This is a genomic window from Streptomyces sp. WAC07094 (assembly GCF_036320405.1).
Taxonomy (GTDB): Bacteria; Actinomycetota; Actinomycetes; order Streptomycetales; family Streptomycetaceae; genus Streptomyces; species Streptomyces lannensis.
In genome coordinates this window covers 1,705,457-1,724,326 of sequence record NZ_JAVMJZ010000001.1, presented here as the reverse complement: position 1 = coordinate 1,724,326, position 18,870 = coordinate 1,705,457, and the positions used below count along the sequence as shown (strand labels likewise).

Genomic DNA, 18,870 nt, shown 5'->3' with positions numbered 1-18,870 from the left:
GACACCTGGTCCGGGTGGCGGAATGGCAGACGCGCTAGCTTGAGGTGCTAGTGCCCTTTATCGGGCGTGGGGGTTCAAGTCCCCCCTCGGACACTCATTGCAACGAAGCGAGGGCCTCGACCTTACGGTCGCGGTCCTCTCTGTATGTTTCCGGCCGATGGTGATGTCCAGGGCTTCGTAGAGTGGCCGTTTCTCCTCTGCGTCGGCAGCGCGGATGCGTTGTGCGATGTCTCCAAGTCTCTCGGTCGTGGGCCCGGATCTCGTCGTTGGCGAGTGGTGGTTCCGCCTTCCGGGTGATGGCGGGCAGCGTGCCGAGCTTCCTCTGCGCCGCTTCCTTGTCTCGTTGTGCTTCGTTGATCCACTGGGTGACGACGGCTGGGTTCGCTCCGGCTTCCAGGGCGGCCTGGTAGCGGGGCGAGGCGCCGCTCGCATTCCTTGATTGCCTGCCGGGCTTGGCCTCGGCACCCCGCGGTGTCGGCGTCAGCCGGAGTAGTCCCACTTTCTGGCGATCAGTCTTCGCTGCCAGGCCAGTAGCGTCCCCGGCGTGACCGGGAAGAGGCTGCTCCAGCGGCGGCGCGGTATCAGCGACGACAGCGCGGCCGGCCAGAACCGGTCGGCGGTCTCGTAGCGGATCGGACTGGCGAGTTGCCGTCGCAGTACCCCGGTACGGCAGCGAGGTGATCACCCGTGCACCGTCTCAGCCACGGCCGAGGGCTCGGCACGCAGGCTCTCCTGCAGTGATGACTTTGCGAACCCCAGAGGTCCAGTGGCAGTGGCCCCACGGGGTGTTGGGCCTGCTGTGGGCGTAGGGCGCAGACCGGTGCGCGGGAGTGGCTGACCAGCCGGTCAGGAGGTGGCCGAGTCCCCTTGCGTCGAGGCCGGTGCAGCCCTTCTGGTCCGGGCCTCTTGGTGTTCGGGGTCGCGCGGGGACGAGATGACGACCTCGGAGCGGCGAGGTCCCCGGTCCATGATGCCGCCAGTGATGGCGAGGCCGAGGCCGGCCAGGGCCAGGGCCGCGCCGACCAGTGCGGGCGAGGCCCAGCCCCAGCCGGCCGAGATGACCAGGCCGCCCAGCCAGGCGCCACCCGCGTTGGCCAGGTTGAACGCGGAGTGGTTCGAGGCCGCCGCCATCGTCGGTGCCTTGTCCGCCTTGGCCATCAGCAGCATCTGCACGGGTGTGGTGATCAGCGCGCTCAGCGCGGCGATGAGCGTGAGGGTCACGAGCGCGGGCACCGTGCTGTGAACTGCGAAGTAGAAGGTCCCCAGCGCTACGGCGAGCAGGGTCAGCCCGACGTAGAGCGTCGGGCGCAGCGCCCGGTCGGTGAGCGGGCCCGCTACGAGGGTGCCGAGCGTCATGCCGACGCCGAACAGGGCGAGAACCAGGGTGGTGGAGGAGTCGGAGATCCCTGTGAGGTGGGTCAGCATCGGCACGAGGTAGCTGTAGACGGCGAAGAATCCGCCGAACCCGATGACCGCTGTGGCCAGGCCGAGCGCCACCTGCCTGTTGCCCATGGCGCGCAGTTCGTGCTTGATGCCCGACTGCGGGCCGCGCGGTTGGTGCGGGACCAGGAAGGACAGGGCGACGAACGCCAGGACGCCGATGACGGCGACCGTTATGTACGCGTACCGCCAGCCGAGTTGCTGGCCGAGGGCGGTACCTGCGGGAACACCGATGATATTGGCCACTGTCAGCCCGAGGAACATGGTCGAGACGGCACGGGCCGCCCGGTCGGGCGCGACCAGCCGGGAGGCGACGACGGCGCCGACGCCGAACAGGGCGCCATGTGGCAGGCCCGAGAGGACGCGCGCCGCGAAGAGCAGACCAAAACCGGGGGCGAGTGCGGAGGCGGTGTTGCCGATGACGAACAGTCCGGACAGGAGCAGCAGCAGTCTCTTGTGCGGTATGCGGGCGCCGATGCCGGTCAGCAGGGGCGCGCCGACGACGACACCGAGCGCGTAGGCGGAGACGAGGTTACCCGCGTGCGGTACGGACACGCCGACACCGTCAGCGATCTGGGGCAGCAGCCCCATGGTGACGAACTCGGTCGTCCCGATGCCGAACGCGACGAGAGCCAGGGCCAGCAGAGCCAGGGGCATGGCGCAGGGGAACCTTCCCGGGAGGGGTGGGTGTATCGGGTTTGCGCGCCGGGCCTCGTCGCCCGGGCACAGGAAAAGGAGGGTCGGCCTGCCGACCCCCTTGAACACAGCACAGCCGGAGGGCTCCGCATTCCTGGGCGGGGCGGCGCACAGAGTGACGTATGTCGCAACGGGAGACTGTGCGTGCCGAGAATTACGTCCGCGCTGGTCAAGCGCCGTGTTGATACTGGTGGAGGGGGCGATCCGGATTCCGGGCGTGGCGAGTTCGCCGTGGATGCGCCGGTAACCCCGGGTGCTGTTCTCGCGCGCCATCCGCAGGGTGAGTCGCCGTATGGAACGCTCGGTCGGGGCGCGGCCGGGCCGTTTGGGCCGACTCAGCCTGCCGTGACGCCGCCTGATCAGATCGCGGTGCCATCGCAGAATGGTCTCGGGATGCACCAGCAGCCGCAGGCGCCGTAACTGGCCACGCCGGGGCGTGGACCAGGAGGGCAGCGAGGAGGGCCCGGTCCGCGGGAGTGAGCTTGATCCTTTCCGCACCGAGTTGCCGCTGAGCCAAGTGAGCTGGCGGCCGGTGGTCGCCGGTTTCGCTCTCCGTTTCCAGCAGACGAGGCGGCGGTGACAGGAGAGCAGGGGTGCCGGGGGTGACCGGCCTGGTGCGGCGCAGCGAGGTGGGGAGGTGCCGGGCGAGGGCGGCGAGTATGGCTGGTCCGGCCAGGACAGCCGTGGCCGGGTGCCGAGCCGGCGGCTCAGCACGGCGACTTCGTGGTGCAGTGCCGGCAGCTCGACGCCCTCGGCTCGTTGGGAACGGGAGAACAGGAGGAGCAGCCCGAGGAGGCGGGCAAAGGCGAGACAGACCATGCGGAGCATCACGGCGCGCGAGCATGCCATGATCGGAGGCGGGCTTCGAAGTCCCAGGTCGAAGCAGGTACGAGAGTTATGGCACCCCTGACGGTGCCTGGGCCGGTGCCGGACGGTGCTCCGGAGCGAAGCCGGGAGCCGTGCCGGCCGGCGCCGACCTGTGGGCATGGGATCAGATGTGGCCGCCGGGTGTCACGGTGAAGGAAGCCGGACCGGCCGGCAGGTCCACCGTGTACTGGCGCAGGTAGGTGTCCAGGTAGGGTGAGCGGTCCCCCTGGGTGGCTACGTCGTCGGACGGGTCGTCCAGGGACAGCCTCAGGACGGCGCCCGAGACCTTGACGATCTGACCCGATGGGGTGTCGCGCCACGACCCGGTCTGGATCGAGCCGATCTCCACGGCCAGGACATGCCCGGCCCTCAGCGTCCAGTCGGTCGCCTTGAGGTCGACGCTCATCCGGCCCGCCTTCAGCAGGGAGACCTGTTCGTCGAACATGACGGCCTTGCCGTCCGGGCCGACGTCGTAGAGCTTGAGCATGATGTTGCCCTCGCCCTTCGCGGTCAGCGAGATGTTCGGCGTGGCGGTCAGTCGTACGTCCTGGGCGAGCGGCCGCGACCAGACGAAGAAGCTGGAGCCGACCTCACCGGCCTGCTGCCTCTTCGCGATCCCCTTGGCCAGACCCTTGGGCGCCGGTTGTTCGGTCGCCGGGGCGTTCTCCATGTCCCAGTTGCCCGACGGCTGCGCCGCCTTGGGCGCCGGGGTGCCGGCTGCGGCCAGGTTGGCGCGGGCGGAGGCACCGCCGTCGTCAAGGTAACTGCCCTTCCCCAGCGGGAGGGTGACGTCGCGCTCCACCACCGGCCAGGTGTCCTGGGCTCGCCAGTGACCGGTGGAGTCCTCGACGGAGAACGTCGGGTAGTCGACCGAGGGCTGAACTCCCTTGAGGTACTGGTCGTAGAAGGACAGCGTCTCGTCGTACCAGCCCTCGCGACCCATGGCCAGGCGACCGTCGCCCACCCGGTCGCCGCCACGCACGTGGTCCCACTGGCCGACCCAACCGCGCTCCGGGCCGGTGTGGTTGGTGAGGTACTCCTGCATCTCCTCGGGCTTGGTGTTGTTCTCGATGAAGCCCTGGGTGACGAAGAGCGGCGTGTCGGTGCCCTGAGCCATCTTGGCCAGGTCACGGGAGGTCCAGAACGGGTCGTTCTGGTCGGCTATCCGGTAGCCGGCCGAGTTCTCGGTCAGGCACCCAGGGTGGTCGTCCTCGTATCGGGCGTTGGCCTGGTAGTGCCCGTCGTCGTCCGACAGAGGGGCCATCGTGGCAATGCCGTTGTAGGCATTCGCGGTTCCGGTCACATTCGGGCGGGGGACGCCGTTTGAGTAGATGTACTGGTACATGTCCCAGAGGGGCTCCCCGGCGACAACGGCCTTCAGCGCGGATTGCTTCAGGTCGTTGCCGATGAGGCCGGTGACGGCGTCGTAGGACTTGCCGTACATGCCCACCGCGCCGGTCGACCACGGCTGGCTCGCGGCCCAGTTGATCGCGGCCTTCACATCGGCCTGCTCACCGGGACCGCCCCAGTCGAGGCAGCCGGTCGAGCCGCCGAAGCCGCGCAGGTCGACCATGAGGAACGCGTAGCCGTGGGAGAAGAGGTCGCTGCCCTCGATGAAGTCCTGGAAGCGATTCGAGGGACCGGTGTGGGTCCAGCCCTCGGGGTTCGTCTGGCCCATGTGCCCGAAGTACGGGCCGATGGAGAGGATGACCGGCACCTTCTGCCCGGCGGGCACGCCTTCGGGCATCAGCAGGTCGCCGTGCAGTTCGGTACCGGAGCCGTCCGAGGACGGGAAGTAGTGCTGGGTCCAGACCGAGCCCTTTGGGACACGGTCGTTCTGCTCGTGCGTGATGCCGTCGGTCGCGGTGGCGACCACCGTGGTCGGGTTCTGAGCGGAAGCGGCGGCCGGTGACGCGTCGGCGGGGCCGGCGAGTGCTCCGGTCAGCGCCAGAGTGGTGACGAGTGCCAAGGCGGCCCAGCCGGGCGCGCGACGTCTGTTCACATGCTCTCCCGAGTCGTCGGTACGGAGCGGAACGGCGTTTCCGGTCAAGCGGCAGTGCCCTGCCCGCCATCGCAGCGACGACGACGGTCGCACGCATGTCAGGAACGGGACCATGGGTGCGAACTCTGGCCGGAACCGATGGCGAGCGAGCCTAAGGTCAGCACTGAAACGCGTCAACGGTGCTGTGTATCCGTCGCGTTACTGATGTGATGGGAACAAGCCCATTTCTGACAGGGGAAGTTGTGGGAGGCGAAGGTGGAAACGTCTGCTGCGTCCCAGCGGATGGGGCTGGTTCGCCAGGTCGGCGGGCTCTTCACCGACCTCCGCCACGCCCCTGAAGGGCGCAGCCGGGAGAGCTACGGGTGCCGAATATTACGTCCTCGCAGGTCAAGCGGCGTGTCGGTACTCGTGGATGACTGCGCCGAAATGGTCGTGTCGGCGTATGCAGAGGTGGTCGATTCGTTCGGGTTCGAGCGTTTGGGGCAGGGCGTGGAGGGGTGTTGCGGTGTTCCGCGATCGGTGAGTGCGGCGCTGGTTGTAGTGCCATTCGTAGGCGCGCAGCGCTTGGCGTAGATGGGTCTCGTTCCAGATGAGGGTGCGCTCCAGCAGTTCGGTGTGGAGCGGTCTCACCCAAGTTCGATTTCGAGCAGAAAAGGGCAAGCCCCCTCAAGTGGTCCCGGCGCGGACCAATCCCCGGGGCCACTTGAAGACGTTCAGGAATAGCGCGAGTGCGTTAGTTATGGCACCCCACACGGGGGCCGTCAGCCGGCCGCGGCGGCGAATGGTGCGGGGGCGGGTGAAGGATGGCGGCTCACGTCGAGTCCCGTACCACGAGCTGGGTGCGGATCAGCGTGTCCGCCATTCCGCCCCCGCCCGGCATCTGGGCCGCGGCCTGCTCGACGGCCGCCTGCCCGAGCCGCCGCTTGTCGATATGGAGCGTGGTCAGCGGCGGGTCCACCAACTCGCCCAGGGCCAGCCCGTCAAACCCGACGAAGGCGCGGTCGCCGGGCACCGCGAGGCCCCGGGCCCGGGCGTGCCGCATCGCGCCGATGGCGATCATGTCGTTGTACGAGACCACCGCCGTCACCTCCGGCGCGGTCTCCAGTAGCCGTTCCATCGCCGCAGCACCGCCCTGTATGGAGTTGGAGGACGGCTGACGCCAGTGCGGTTCTATCCGCAGGCCGTATTCGGCGGCGACCGCGGTGAACAGTCCACTGCGTATGTCCGGGGCCCCGGACTTGGCGCGGTCGCGGTCGTCGATCATGGCGATGTTACGGTGCCCCTTGGCCACCAGGTGGTCGAAGGCCTGCCGGATGCCGGAGTCGAAGTCGATCCGTACCGTGGATAGTTGCGTCGGCCGGTCCTCGTTTCCGAGCAGCACGAAAGGCATGCCGGAGCCGGCGACCCGGGTTATGGCAGCTGAGTCCAGCATGAACGCCACGCAGGCGTCTACATGGTCCACGACCGTTTCGGCGACCTCCCGCTCCTTGCTCAGCTCGGAGGCGGTGGTGTAGATCACGACGTGCCACCCCCGGGCGTCCGCCGCCTCCAGCACACCGGCGACCACTTCGGGGAAGAACGGGTTCAGCACATCGGCGATCACCAGGCCCAGTGTGGTGGTGGACTGTCGAACCATGCCGCGGGCGAAGCGGCTGGGCCGGTAGCCCAGCTCCTTCGCCGCTGTCAGGATGCGCTGCTTGGTGGCGGAATCGATCTGCGGTTTGTCGTTGATCGCCCGGGACACGGTCTGCCGCGAGACCCCCGTCAAGCGCGCCACATCATCGATCGTGACGCGTCGCGGCCCGTTCGTCGTAGACACGATTGGCACTCCAACCTTCTGCCGGTCCATCCCGGCCTGCTCATGCCCTGAGGGTCTCCGTGAGCGCTCACGTACCATCGTGCTCCTTAATGGCGAACGCGGTCAACGCTCTTGACAGGTAGTTAGAGCCGGGATCAGTCTCAAACAGAAACGTCTACGTGAGCGTTCACGTGCTTCGGGCCGACCTGACCCGCTCTGCCATTCCGCAGTCGGAGGACCCTCGAAATGCCAAGAACCCGCACCACAGCCGCGCTTCTCGCCCTCGCCATGGCCGCCCCGCTCAGTGCTTGTTCGGTGGGCAGCGATTCCTCTTCGTCGTCGGGGAGTTCCAAGGGAACGCAGGAGATCACCTTCCTGACGTTCGAGACGCCCAATCTCACCCCGCAGTACTGGGACGCCGCCATCAAGCGGGTCACGGCGAAGTACCCCTACATCAAGGTGAAGAGGCTGGTGTCGCCGACCGCTGACCGCACGGCGTACGCCAAGCAGCTTCGCGCCTCCGGCCAGTTGCCGGACGTCATGATCGCCGTGGCTCCCACCGGCTTCGCCGAGGCGGGCGACCTCTACGCCTGGCAGCCCAGCGAACTCAAGGACTTCCTGTTCCCCGGCGCAGGCGCCATCAACGGCAAGATCTACCAGCTTCCCACCAACAGCCAGAGCATCCCCAACGTCTACTACCGCAAGTCGATATTCGCCGCCGCCGGCATCACGGCCCCGCCGAAAACGTACGCCGAACTCCTCGCCGACTGCGCCAAGCTCAAGGCCAAGGGAACGACTCCCTTCGTGGTCGGCGGCGGCAAGGACGCCTTCCCGACGGTACTGCCGTTGACCGGCACCGTGGGCACCGACGTCTACCGCAAGACACCGGACTGGATGGACCGGCGCCGAGACGGCAAGGTGAAGTTCGCCGAACCCGACTTCGTTGGCGCGCTCAAGAAGGTGGGGGACCTGGCGAGCAAGGGCTACATCGACTCCAAGATGGTCTCGCTGGATTACGCCGCGACCGAGCAGGCCTTCCTCAAGGGCAAGGGCGCGATGTACCCGATGGGCTCCTGGTTCGCCGCTTCCGGTGACAAGAGCCCGATCAAGAACGACATCGGCGTGTTCCCCTGGCCCACCGACGATGGCTCCGAACTGATGCCGGTCTACACCGGCGGCGGCATCGACGTGAACGCTCACGCCAAGAACCTCGACGCGGCCCGGAAGTTCGCCCTGGCCTTCCAGCTGGACCAGACCAACCTCGACGCCTCGGTGAAGTCCGACGCGCTCTTCCCCGCGATCAAGGGATACAAGCAGCCGAGCGACATGGGCCCGGTCTTCACGGAGACCTACGACCTGTGGAAACAGGCCGTCAAGGACCAGGCCATCGTCAAGGCGTTCGCCTGGGAGACCGGCGACGACGCGCTGCTGCCCGGCGTGGACGCCAAGGTGTTCGCCGCCACTCAGGACGTCATCCTCGGCCGCAAGTCGCCCGAGGCGGCGGCGGCCTATCTGGACGACGAGTGGAAGAAGGCGTCCTGACCCATGGCCATCGACGTCCGGACCGTCCGCTCCCAGCCGGTGTCGCGGGTCCGCCCCGCGGCCGGCCGGAGCCGATCCCGCAGGATCCGCGCGGCTCTGGCCCGTTTTGGCGTCTTCGGAGCGCCCGGGCTGCTGGTATACGGCTGCTTCGTGCTCGCCCCGGTCGGCTTGAGCTTCTGGTACAGCCTGACGAACTACAACCCCTTCAACCCCCGGACCCGGTTCGTGGGCCTGGACAACTACCGGATGCTCTTCGGTGACGACGAGTTCCTCACTTCGCTGCGGGTCACCTCGGTGCTCACCGTGATCCTGGTGATCGTTCCGAACCTCGCCGGGCTCGGCGTCGCGATGCTGCTCAACCGCAAAGGCTGGTTCTACAACACCTGGCGCGGGGTGTTCTTCGTGCCCATGGTGCTCAGCTCGGTCGTGGTCAGCATCGTGTGGACCCGACTACTGGCCGACGACGGAGTGGTCAACCAGGCCCTCGGCTGGATCGGCGTCAGCCCGGTGGGCTGGCTGTCGGACCCCTCGCTCGCCCTTTACTCGGTGGCCGGGATCATGGCCTGGCAGATGCTCGGCTTCTGCGTCGTGGTCTACCTGGCCGGACTCCAGTCCGTGCCGGCGGAACTGTACGAGGCCGCTTCGATCGACGGTGCCGCGCCCTTCGCCCGCTTCCGCTATGTGACCTGGCCGCTGCTGGCACCCGCGCTCACCATCAACACGGTGGTTCTGCTGATCAGCGCCTTCAAGGCATACGACCACATCCAGGTCATCACCAATGGCGGCCCCGGCTCGGGGACCACCGCCACCGTCGCTTTCCTGACCCTGCAGACCGGCTTCATCGCCAACCACCAAGGTTACGCGTCCGCGATGGCCGTCGTCATGCTGCTGATCGTCGCCACGGCCTCGGCCGTGGTCCTACGCCTGCTCCAGCGCAGGGAGGTGGACCTGTGAGGACCACGAACTCCTCGGCATACGGCGGCACCTGGATGCGCCCGCTCGTGGTGACCGCACTCGGCGCGGTGTTCGCCGTACCCCTCTACGTGGTGCTTGCCAACACCTTCAAGCCCGGCGCCGACATCGCGTCGAGCCCTGCGGCACTGCCGACCCCTCCCACTCTGGGCAACCTGAAGGCGGTCATGGACCGCCCCGACCACCTGTTCTGGGCCAGCCTCACCAACAGCCTGCTGGTCACCACACTCTCGGTGGTCGTGCTGACCGTGCTGTCAGCGATGCTCGGCCACTATCTGGCCCGAACCAACTCCCGCTGGGGCCGCGCCGCGACCCTGCTGCTGCTGTCCGGGTTGATGATCCCGCCGCAGGTGATCCTGCTGCCCATCACACATGTGCTGCGGATCTTCCACCTGATGGCCACCGTGCAGGGTCTGGTTCTGTTCAACGTCGGCTACTACGTGCCCTTCGGAGTCTTCGTTTTCGCGGGGTTCGTCCGTACCGTCCCGGTCGAGATGGAGGAGGCCGCCGCGATCGACGGCGCGGGCCGGCTCACCGTCTTCTGGCGGATCGTCTTCCCGCTGCTGCGCCCGGCCACTGCCAGCGCAGTCATCTTCTTCGGCGTGTGGATCTGGAACGACTTCATCGATCCACTGATCATCCTCGGCCCGGGCAGCGGCACCACCGTCACCACTGGAATCTACCGGGCCATCGGCCAGTACCAGGCCGACTACGGCACGGTCTTCGGCCTGATGTTCCTGGCCACGCTGCCGGTCTTGATCCTCTATCTCGTGCTGCAGAAGCAGTTCGTCCAGGGCCTGACGAGCGGCGCCACCAAGGGCTGAACCGTCCTCGGCAGCCAGAGCCTCAAGGAAAGGAAGTCCATGGCGTCCGTTGTCGTCGACCGCGAGCGGCGTGTCTGGTCCCTGTCCACTCAGCACACCACCTACGCGCTGCACGCGACCGAGGACGGCAAGCTCGTCCAGCTTCACTGGGGGGTGCGGCTGGCCCCCGCCGAGGCGGCGGGTCTCGCCGGCCGACCGCACATCACCGCCCCCTACGACCTCCCACTCGACATCGAGGAGCAACTGCCGGTGGACGGTGGCCTGCGCTGGGGAGTGCCCTCGTTGCAGGTGACGTTCATCGGTGGGGTGCGTTCCCTCGAACTCGCCCTCGTCTCGGATCACATAGAGCAGGAGCCGCACGGGACCCGGCTCGACCTGGTCCTCGCGGACACCCACTTCCCACTCACGGTCGTGCTGCACTACCGGGTGCGGGAGGACTGCGACGTCGTCGAGCGGTGGACGACTCTGCGGCACACCGGTGGCGGGGATACGCCCGTCACCGTGCACCGGGCCGACTCCGGCAACTGGCTGCTGCCCGAACTGCCGCACTACCGGTACAGCGCGGTCTGGGGGGCCTGGTCCGCGGAACATCAGTTGCGCAGGGAGCCGCTACCGCGCGGCGAACTGACCTTCGGCAGCCGGCACGGGCTCACCGGCCACCAGGCCAATCCGTGGATCATGCTCGACGACGGTACGGTGACCGAAGACCGTGGCGAGGTATGGACGGTGGCGCTGGCCTGGAGCGGCTCATGGCGGCTCACCGCGCAGCACCGGTTCGAGGGCCGGGTCGCGGTGTCCGCGGGATTCGGGCACGAGGGCGTGACCTGGCGGCTCCAGCCGGGGGAGGAGCTGACCACGCCGCCCGTGCTCGGGGCCTACAGCGAGGGAGGGTTCGGGGCTGCGAGCCGCGCCTGGCACGGTTATGCCCGCCAGTACGTGCTGCCGCTCGCGCAGGAGGTGCGGCCCGTCCTCTACAACTCCTGGGAGGCGGTGGCCTTCGACGTGGAGGAGGAGGGCCAGCTGGAGATCGCCCGCAAGGCGGCGGACCTGGGCGTCGAACTGTTCGTGATGGACGACGGCTGGTTCGGGCGACGGGTGGACAGCAGCGCGGGCCTGGGGGACTGGTGGCCCAACCCGGAGCGCTTCCCGGAAGGGCTCGACCGGCTCGCCGACGAAGTGCGCAGGCTCGGCATGGGATTCGGGGTGTGGGTTGAGCCGGAGATGGTCAATCCGGACAGCGACCTCTATCGGACGCACCCCGACTGGGTGCTCCATCACCCGAACCGCCGACGTGAGGAGCTGCGTACCCAGCTCGTCCTCAACTTCGCCCGCGAGGACGTCGGCGAGTGGGCGTTCGGCTGGCTGGACAAGCTGGTCGGCGATCACGGCATCACCTTCCTCAAGTGGGACATGAACCGAGCCTTCTCACAGGCCGGCTGGCCCGCACGGGAGAAGGATGGGGACGGCGACCAGGACCGGCTGTGGATCGATCACACCCGCAACGTGTACGCGGTGATGGACCGGCTGCGGGCCAACCACCCGGATCTGCGCATCGAGTCGTGTGCGGGCGGCGGTGGCCGGGTCGACTTCGGCATCCTCGCCCGCACCGACGAGGTGTGGACCTCCGACAACACCGATGCCTTTCACCGGCAGTCCATCCAGCACGGATTCAGCCAGGTCTACCCTGCGGGCGTGATGGCGGCCTGGGTGACCGACGCCGGGCGGGCACCGTTGGCCTACCGGTTCCACGTCGCGATGGCCGGGGTGCTGGGCATCGGCGGGAACCTCCACCAGTGGTCGCCGGAGGACATCGCCGAAGCGCGGGAGCTGGTGGCGCGGTACAAGGACATACGGGCCACCGTTCAGCATGGTGAGCAGTACCGCCTCGGCGCCGAGCCCGGACGGGGCCTGTCGGCGATCCAGTACGTATACCGAGACGAGGTGGCCGTCCTCCTCTTCCACCCGCACCCCGAGGTGCTGCCCGCACCCGGCCTCCTACGCCTCGCCGGGCTCGACGCGGATGCCGTCTACCAGGAGTACACAGGAGCGGACGCCGCCGGGCCCAAGGCCACCGGTCGTGTCCTGATGAGCGTCGGCCTCCCGGTCCGCGACCGTCTCGCCCCGGGCGACTGGGCCAGTGCGCTGATCCGTCTGCGCCCCGCCCGGTAGGCGACCGGTGCCTGAGCGCCTGTCAGTACATCCAGTCCGGGGCAGGGCCGTCCGGGACTCCCGCCTCGGATTCGAAGGCCCCAGACGCCCTGGCCGCATCCGTAAGCGGGTTTGCCGACGGGCTCGGACCGACCCCACAGACGCGCATCGCCGGCCGAGTACCGGAGCGTTGCGCCAGATATCCGCCAGCCCAAATCGTTGGACGACAAGATGGGTGACAAGCAATGACCTCCAGACGTGAAGTCCTCAAAGCGACCGGAGCCCTGATGGGCGCCACCGTCCTCACCGGGGCGCTGTCCGAGTCCTGGACGGCCTCGGCGGCGCCGCGAGGCGCCGACCGCCCCGGGGCGCTCCCCAGCTACCTCCCCGAAGGCCTCTACAACCGTCGGCAGAGCTGGCTGCGTTCGGCCTCGGCCGGCCTGTTCCTGCACTGGGGCATGCGCACCTTCCCCGGCTACACGGACGCCGCCTCCTGGGAGGATGCGATCACCGGCGGCGGCTGGGACCCCAACTACTGGGTGGACGAGGCCCGCAAGCTGCACGCGAGCTATCTGGTGCTCGCCTCCTTCCACAGCAGGCTCGGCTACTCGCGGGCATGGCCCTCGAAGATCCCCGGCAGCGCCAGCACCAAGCGCGACTTCCTCGGCGAGCTCATCGCCGCGGCCAAGGCCAAGGGTCTGCACGTCATCCTGTACATGACCGACGACCCGCAGTGGCATGCCGAGGGCGGTCACGAACAACTGGACTCCGCCGCCTACTCCGCCTACAAGGGCAAGCAGGTCGATCTCACCACCCGGCCGGGCTTCGGCGAGTACAGCTTCGACAACTTCGTCGAGATCATGAACAACTACCCGGACCTGTCAGGCTTCTGGATCGACAATGACAACGAGTACTGGGAGCAGAACGGGCTGTACGCGCTGATCCGCCAGCGGCGACCCTCGTGGCTGCTGTCGAACAACAACGAAGACACGCCCATCATGGACACGGTCAGCAACGAGCAAAAGGTCGGCATGGTCCCGCCCTACGACTATCCGGCCGCGGTGTGGACCCCCATGCCCCGCCTCACCGAGGCGTGCTACAAGCTTCCGAGCAAGGGACAGTGGTGGTTCGACGGCTCCGACTCGACCGTCGACCACGGACTCAACCTCGGCCGCTTCATCACCAACGCCGGATCCTCCATCAAATCGCTGATGGCCGAGACCGCCCAGGTGAACGGCCGATTCCCGGCGAACCAGGAGGCGTTCAACAACTTCCTGGCCAGCTACCTGCCCGCGATACGCGAGTCGATCGACGACACCGTGGGCGGCGGCTACATGTACGGCGGACTGCAGCCCGGGGCGTGGAACGACGGCGCCTACGGAGTGGTCATGATCAGCAAGAAGGATCCGTTCCTGCAGTACGTCCACGTCACCACACCGCCCACCACCGGCATCCTCACGATCCGCGACAACGGTTACAAGATCGTGCGCGTCACCGAGTTCCGCTCCGGAAAGCGGCTGCCGTTCGAGCAGAAGGACGGCCGTGTCACCATCAGCGGCATCGCGACCTGGGACCCGTACGACACAGTCCTGCGGGTGCACACCGCCGCGCGTGAGGGGCTCTACCCGCAGCGACAGATCACCTCCACCGCGAGCGCCGCCGCCGACGGCTTCCCGGCCACAGGCCTCACCGACGGCTCCTTCCTGACCTGGTGGGACAGCGGCGAGGCGCTGCCCGTCTCGGTCACCCTCGACCTCGGCCGGCGACTGCCGGTCAGCTTCCTCGCAATCAACCAGCGTGAATGGTCGCCGACCTACAATCGCGAGACCTTCGGACGCAAGGAGGATTCGGCGCGCATCAAGGACTACGAGGTATATGTCAGTGACGACGGGAAGGAGTGGGGCGCACCGATCCTGACGGGTGTCCTGGAGAGTGCCCGTGGTGTTCGCTTCATCGACCTCGACGCCCCCCGCACCCGATACGTCCGGCTCACCGTCAATACGACCTGGGCAGCGGCCACCGTCCCGGCGTTCTACCAGAAGCTGGGCATCGACGAGATCCGCGTCGGCTGGCGCTCGCCCGTCGGCCATGACCACGTCGACTGAGCAGACCCGATTTCGACCCGGCCGGCGTACGGACGTCGGCCGGGTTCGCGGGGCCGGCTTCCACTCCTCCTCGAACCGGCCGAGCGGCGCATCCAGCCGCGACAGTCAGCCCTCGACGAACGTGGTGGACACGTCGACTTCCCGGGCCGGCCGTCCCGGCGCAGGCGGGTCCACTGCGCTGGGGATCTTCATCGGCCGAGTCCGGACGGGGCAGTCGGCTGCGGCGCTCGCTTGCACCAGCCCTTGTGTACAAGGAGCGCCACGCCCGGGCCGGACGGTCGCATCACGTCTCGGGTCTCGTACTCTTCGCCCTCGCGGATCTGCTTGTCGCAGCGAGCGCAGATCACTGGGCAACCCCAGGGCCGGCGCGGCGGGCTGCGGACCATGCGCTGCGCAGGCGGCTCGCTTCGGGGCAGGCGACAGCCGTTGTCCTGCGGCAGGTGTGGCAACCACAGCAGTGGTTGGTAAGGGCTTTGTATTCAGCGGCGCCTGGCTTTGCCGTGGTTGCGATGGTCGTACGGTCCGCCATGTCGATGCTCCCTCGTAGCGTCGGCCACACCCCCGGCCCGGCAACCGCGGGGGCTTTCTCGTGTGATTCACAATAGACGGCCTGTACACCCCTGTCTATGCCTAGGCGTGCCTATGCGCCTCTATGCCCTGATAAGCTCGAATATCTACAGTCGGTCGGGTGATCGACTACGACCCGACGCGGCCCAAGTGGGAGCAGATCGTCGACGTGCTGCGCGCCCGCATCGCCAGCGGCGAGTACCCGCCTCGCACGCTGATCAGCGAGGTGCAGCTCGAAAGCGAGTTCGGCGTGGCCCGTGGCACCGTGCGCAAGGCGACTGCCGCGCTGCGGGACGAGGGCTTGATTGTGACAACGCCCGGTATGGGCTCGTTCGTCGCTGAGCGGGCGTGACGAAACCCCCAAACGGCCCGAAAGGTGTTCTGCCGCATCTCGATCACGCGGGCACGCCTCCCGCTCCATCCGCGTGGCCGCAGAATGCAGAGCGGGGGCCGTATCCTGCGTCGACTTCCGGCGGCCTGGGTTATGGGTACCACCAGGTCGTGGCGGGGTCACGCCCAGCCTGACTCGGCAGCAAGACGCTGGCCGCCGGGGAGTATCCCTACAGTGGGCGAGCGCGACGAAAGCGCCTCAGTACACATCAGCCCAGGATCCGAATACGTCGCGCGGGCATGCTTGATGGCTCCTGTGTTGAACTGGTCGACGTCCATGCGAGGCCAGATCCGTGGTCGGGCCGACCACGGCCTCTGTGCCCGCACCGTAACCGTGGTCGCGCTCGCATGGTCGGCAGCGGCCCCCGGAGATTCCCCCAAGGGTCTGTTGCGCACCTGGCGGCGCAGCTTCGCCCGCCGTTGCGCAGATGGCCCGGGGCCAGCGGCAGAAGCCAGCCACGCGCCCCATGGCATGGCGGACTGCGCGGCCGGATCTCCGAAACAACGCATTTGGCTGTGCACCGCCGCGCGCCAGCCGACTGCGCAAGACCTCCGACCTGGGGTGGTGGGCGCCGGCCCGAGCCGCGGTCCGGGTGAGATCATCGGGCGGATAGGTGATGGTTGGGTCTCTGGTCGGCCCGACCATGGCCCCTACCAGCGACGTAAGGGACTGATCGTCACGACGGCCGGAGGAGCGCGGCACTTGGACGAGTACGGTCGCCGTCCCGGGAGAGCGGTGCAGGACGTGGGCTATGCGCACTGCCCCGCGACCGTCATGGAGGTGATTGCGCACGATCTCTGGGGTGCGCAGCCCAGGTCGAGATTCGCTTGCCGCGTGCGCAATCGACTGCACACGGCCGATTGCGCGGACGCTGAGCCCGTTGCGCAGCCCTCTGCGTGAGCGTCCGTTCTTCAGAGGCGCATTGCCGGGTGCGCAGCGCTCGTGGAGCGAGCGGTTTGGTCGGAGGCGGCCGTGAACCCAGCCACGGCGGGAGGTTGTTGGGGGCGATGATGGCGGATCCACGCCTACGAACTCCCCGGGTCATCTCTATCCGCTGGGACGGCTGGCGCTATGCGTCATTGAGGCGGTCATGCCGGGGGCCGGAAAGGCCGCGGGCGAGATCGGTTCCGTTCACCAGGGCGGTGAAGGAGTTACTTGTCCTGGACGGACAAAGCGGGCGCAGGCGTGCTCGCCGGGTCGGCTGCATCCTTCAACGTGGTCATGCTTGAGTGCTGCGAGGTGGTGCCACCCCCGCATTATCTGCCGCACCCGAAGGAAAGAGGCCGCTGGACCGGTTCGGTGGCTCGGACGGCGATTCTGGCGAAGGCCGCTTGGATTTGTGGCGCCAACTCATGTGCCGGCTTGCGCGGAAGCTGTTGCGCCATCTCCTGACCCCGGCCGCTGGTGGGCCTTCGAATGCAGCAGGTCAGAGGGCGGTTTGGCCGCGGTTGGGGAGCTGACATCCCCCTCTTCTGCCGCTGCTCCCCGCCTGAATGATGAATGAAGAGAGAAGGTGGGGCGGGCGTGGTCGGTGCGGTGGCATCGGGGATCGGGCCGGGCTCTTTTGGGTTGCGCGTCGGCCGGGCCTCCGCGCTGCGGCGCTGACGTGCCGGGGCGCTCGTCAAGCAGGGCGGCTTGGTACCGCGTACCCCTCCCGCGTCGAGACTTCCGCAAACGTTCCCGCGGAAGGCCAGGCGTCGGTGTCGTAAAGAGGGTCGAAGGAACGGAAAGCATCAGCTCGGCGCCGACACCGTCGGGTTTGCGTGGGCCGTTTTGGGCACCGTCGCCGGGCGCTGCTGGTCCGGAGCAGCACGATGCGTCACAGAAGTCCGGCGTCTCTGGTCTTTCACATCGAGGCAGTGGTGTGGGCCTCGAGGGCACGGCCGCTCCAGCCGCCGGGCGTGGCCATGACACCCACCAGCCGGCGGCAATCGGGCATCCATCTGAGCAGGTAACGACCACGGAGGTGCAAAAGGTGTCAAGCAACGACGCGGCGCGCTCGACTTGCGCCCGTGACGGGGCGCTTGACTCGAAGATCGACAGAAGGGGCTCGGCTGTGCCGCTCGTTCCGGATCCGAAGGTCGTCAGATCGCTGCTGACCCGGTACGCGTCCCTGCAGATCGCGCTCGCGGAAAGCGAGAAGCTGGAAAGGGCGCGTGAGCTCGAGGACGTCAGCTACACGCTGTGCGTCATGACGGGAACCAGGTCTGTTGCACGACGCCATAGTGGCCGCCGACGCACTGCTCGTGGCCGCTCAGTCCGCTGTGCCGACGCCCAGCCACAACTCGCGGGGCTCGGCCTGCAAGAGGCAACGCCGAGAAGGTCTCCACATCTGTCACTGACCCGCGATCGCGACAACGAGCAAAAATGACGCAGAGCAGCACAACGAAAGCGCCTCCCTGCCTTGAACCAACTGACCGGCTCACGGTGCAAGTTGGCAATGGTTCACCGTCGCGAAACGCGGTGTCGTGCAGGACAGGCTTCGTGAGTGTCGCAACTCGCCTCGTTCCACGGGCCGTCGAGACGGTCGGCCCCCGACGACGCATGCGTGGTGCCCGGTGTCAGGACGGCGACTCTTCCTCCCGTGGCAGGCTCTCTGCGTCCGGTGCCTGTGCGGTCGCGGGCGGCGCACGGAACAGCAGTCGGGTCGGGATCGCCAGCAACCACCAGTATTTGGCGAGGTCCGGCGAGAAGAACGCCACCGGGATCGAAGTGGCGAAAACCAGAATCAGCAGGGAGGCACCGCGGACCGCCTCCCTCAGCTGCGCGGGCGTTGCGAGCGAAGCGGCCAGGGCGGGGGCGGCCAGGAGCCGTAGGTGCATCGCGCACAGGAGTGTGATGGTCAGGGTGATGGCCGCCGCGTAGACGACGGTCGCCGTGGTGGTTCCGCCGTACTCGCTGATCAGCCGGGTCGGGTAGGGCAACGCGGCCACGACGGCAAGGAGGGCGAAGTACAAGTGCAGCGACCAGCGGTCGACCGTCGCGATCAGGCGGAACAGGGCGTGCTGGGCCAGCCAGAGTGCTCCGATGACGGCGAAGCTGAGCAGATAGGCGCCGATGGCGGGCACCGATTCCCCGACGGCGTGGGCGACTTCCGACTCGGGCAGACCCTCGGGGACGGTGATCTCAAGTGCGAGCAGGGTGATGGCGATGGCGAACACGGCGTCGCCCAGCATCGCCAGTCGTTCGGGTCCCACGAGGACGTCGCGGCGGCGGAAGCCGATGGGGGGCAGGTTGAGCATGTCGCCGGCACCAGGAATTCGTTCGGGGACGGAGGACGCAAGAGATACCACCGGATCCTGTCGGTGAGGACCTCGGGGCCGTCGAACCGTCGCCGACCTGGCACCTACATCCCGGGACAGCACGGGAGGACAGCGCTGAGGCCCAGCATGGGAGGACAGCGCCTCATGTGAGGGAACAACTCCCCTCCCTCATTTCATGCTTCACAGGTTGCGTAGGTGTTCCACGCCCTGCGTCACTCCCTCTCCGACCGTCCACCAGCCCGCTCGACACGTTGC

General features: G+C 67.8%; 12 protein-coding genes, 1 tRNA gene and 1 pseudogene. 8 read left to right on the top strand and 6 right to left on the bottom strand.

From position 1 onward, the window contains the following. Positions 1-8 precede the first annotated feature (8 nt). Positions 9-93, top strand: a tRNA-Leu gene (locus RCR19_RS07520). Between the two features lie 393 nt (positions 94-486). On the opposite strand, the pseudogene RCR19_RS07515 reads toward RCR19_RS07520, so the two are convergent. The 5 genes and pseudogenes from RCR19_RS07515 to RCR19_RS07495 form a co-directional block, all read right to left on the bottom strand. Continuing rightward, positions 487-657: pseudogene (locus RCR19_RS07515) on the bottom strand (integrase); the annotation flags it as partial. 189 nt (positions 658-846) lie between these two features. Further along, positions 847-2,097: an MFS transporter gene (locus RCR19_RS07510; RefSeq protein WP_331264410.1), complete on the bottom strand. Its 1,251-nt coding sequence runs from the start codon at positions 2,095-2,097 to the stop codon at positions 847-849. 1,030 nt (positions 2,098-3,127) lie between these two features. Continuing rightward, the gene (locus tag RCR19_RS07505; RefSeq protein ID WP_331264409.1) at positions 3,128-5,005 is read right to left on the bottom strand and encodes a CocE/NonD family hydrolase; all 1,878 of its coding nucleotides are present in this window, start codon (positions 5,003-5,005) and stop codon (positions 3,128-3,130) included. Positions 5,006-5,392: 387 nt separating this feature from the next. Further along, the gene (locus RCR19_RS07500; protein WP_331264408.1) at positions 5,393-5,635 is read right to left on the bottom strand and encodes an integrase; all 243 of its coding nucleotides are present in this window, start codon (positions 5,633-5,635) and stop codon (positions 5,393-5,395) included. Positions 5,636-5,816: 181 nt separating this feature from the next. After that, a complete protein-coding gene (locus tag RCR19_RS07495) occupies positions 5,817-6,782 on the bottom strand; it encodes a LacI family DNA-binding transcriptional regulator (protein ID WP_331264407.1) in 966 nt (321 codons plus the stop codon). A gap of 267 nt (positions 6,783-7,049) precedes the next feature. On the opposite strand from RCR19_RS07495, the gene RCR19_RS07490 reads away from it, so the two are divergent. The 7 genes from RCR19_RS07490 (at position 7,050) to RCR19_RS07460 (ending at position 17,723) form a co-directional block, all read left to right on the top strand. Then, positions 7,050-8,345, top strand: coding sequence for an extracellular solute-binding protein (locus RCR19_RS07490; RefSeq protein ID WP_331264406.1), 1,296 nt, complete (start codon positions 7,050-7,052; stop codon positions 8,343-8,345). A gap of 3 nt (positions 8,346-8,348) precedes the next feature. Next, entirely contained in the window at positions 8,349-9,299 is a 951-nt protein-coding gene (locus RCR19_RS07485; protein WP_331264405.1) for a sugar ABC transporter permease, read from the top strand. Positions 9,300-9,334: 35 nt separating this feature from the next. Then, positions 9,335-10,141: a carbohydrate ABC transporter permease gene (locus tag RCR19_RS07480; protein WP_331269368.1), complete on the top strand. Its 807-nt coding sequence runs from the start codon at positions 9,335-9,337 to the stop codon at positions 10,139-10,141. A gap of 39 nt (positions 10,142-10,180) precedes the next feature. Then, positions 10,181-12,310, top strand: a complete 2,130-nt coding sequence (locus RCR19_RS07475) for an alpha-galactosidase (protein ID WP_331264404.1) — start codon at positions 10,181-10,183, stop codon at positions 12,308-12,310. A 224-nt stretch (positions 12,311-12,534) separates the two neighbouring features. Continuing rightward, positions 12,535-14,394: an alpha-L-fucosidase gene (locus tag RCR19_RS07470; RefSeq protein ID WP_331264403.1), complete on the top strand. Its 1,860-nt coding sequence runs from the start codon at positions 12,535-12,537 to the stop codon at positions 14,392-14,394. Positions 14,395-15,082: 688 nt separating this feature from the next. Continuing rightward, complete coding sequence (locus RCR19_RS07465; protein ID WP_220291498.1) at positions 15,083-15,313, top strand: GntR family transcriptional regulator; 231 nt, start codon at positions 15,083-15,085, stop codon at positions 15,311-15,313. 2,014 nt (positions 15,314-17,327) lie between these two features. Then, positions 17,328-17,723, top strand: coding sequence for a DUF5133 domain-containing protein (locus tag RCR19_RS07460; RefSeq protein WP_331264402.1), 396 nt, complete (start codon positions 17,328-17,330; stop codon positions 17,721-17,723). Between the two features lie 190 nt (positions 17,724-17,913). Here the strand turns inward: RCR19_RS07460 and RCR19_RS07455 are convergent, their stop codons facing one another. After that, positions 17,914-18,594: a TMEM175 family protein gene (locus tag RCR19_RS07455; RefSeq protein WP_331264401.1), complete on the bottom strand. Its 681-nt coding sequence runs from the start codon at positions 18,592-18,594 to the stop codon at positions 17,914-17,916. Positions 18,595-18,870 lie beyond the last annotated feature (276 nt).

Excerpts from the sequence above, each read along its gene's own strand:
- RCR19_RS07480 (WP_331269368.1), top strand. The coding sequence starts at position 9,335 with ATGCGCCCGCTCGTGGTGACCGCACTCGGCGCGGTGTTCGCCGTACCC.
- RCR19_RS07470 (WP_331264403.1), top strand. The coding sequence starts at position 12,535 with ATGACCTCCAGACGTGAAGTCCTCAAAGCGACCGGAGCCCTGATGGGC.
- RCR19_RS07485 (WP_331264405.1), top strand. The coding sequence starts at position 8,349 with ATGGCCATCGACGTCCGGACCGTCCGCTCCCAGCCGGTGTCGCGGGTC.
- RCR19_RS07475 (WP_331264404.1), top strand. The coding sequence starts at position 10,181 with ATGGCGTCCGTTGTCGTCGACCGCGAGCGGCGTGTCTGGTCCCTGTCC.
- RCR19_RS07490 (WP_331264406.1), top strand. The coding sequence starts at position 7,050 with ATGCCAAGAACCCGCACCACAGCCGCGCTTCTCGCCCTCGCCATGGCC.
- RCR19_RS07510 (WP_331264410.1), bottom strand. The coding sequence starts at position 2,097 with ATGCCCCTGGCTCTGCTGGCCCTGGCTCTCGTCGCGTTCGGCATCGGG.
- RCR19_RS07455 (WP_331264401.1), bottom strand. The coding sequence starts at position 18,594 with ATGCTCAACCTGCCCCCCATCGGCTTCCGCCGCCGCGACGTCCTCGTG.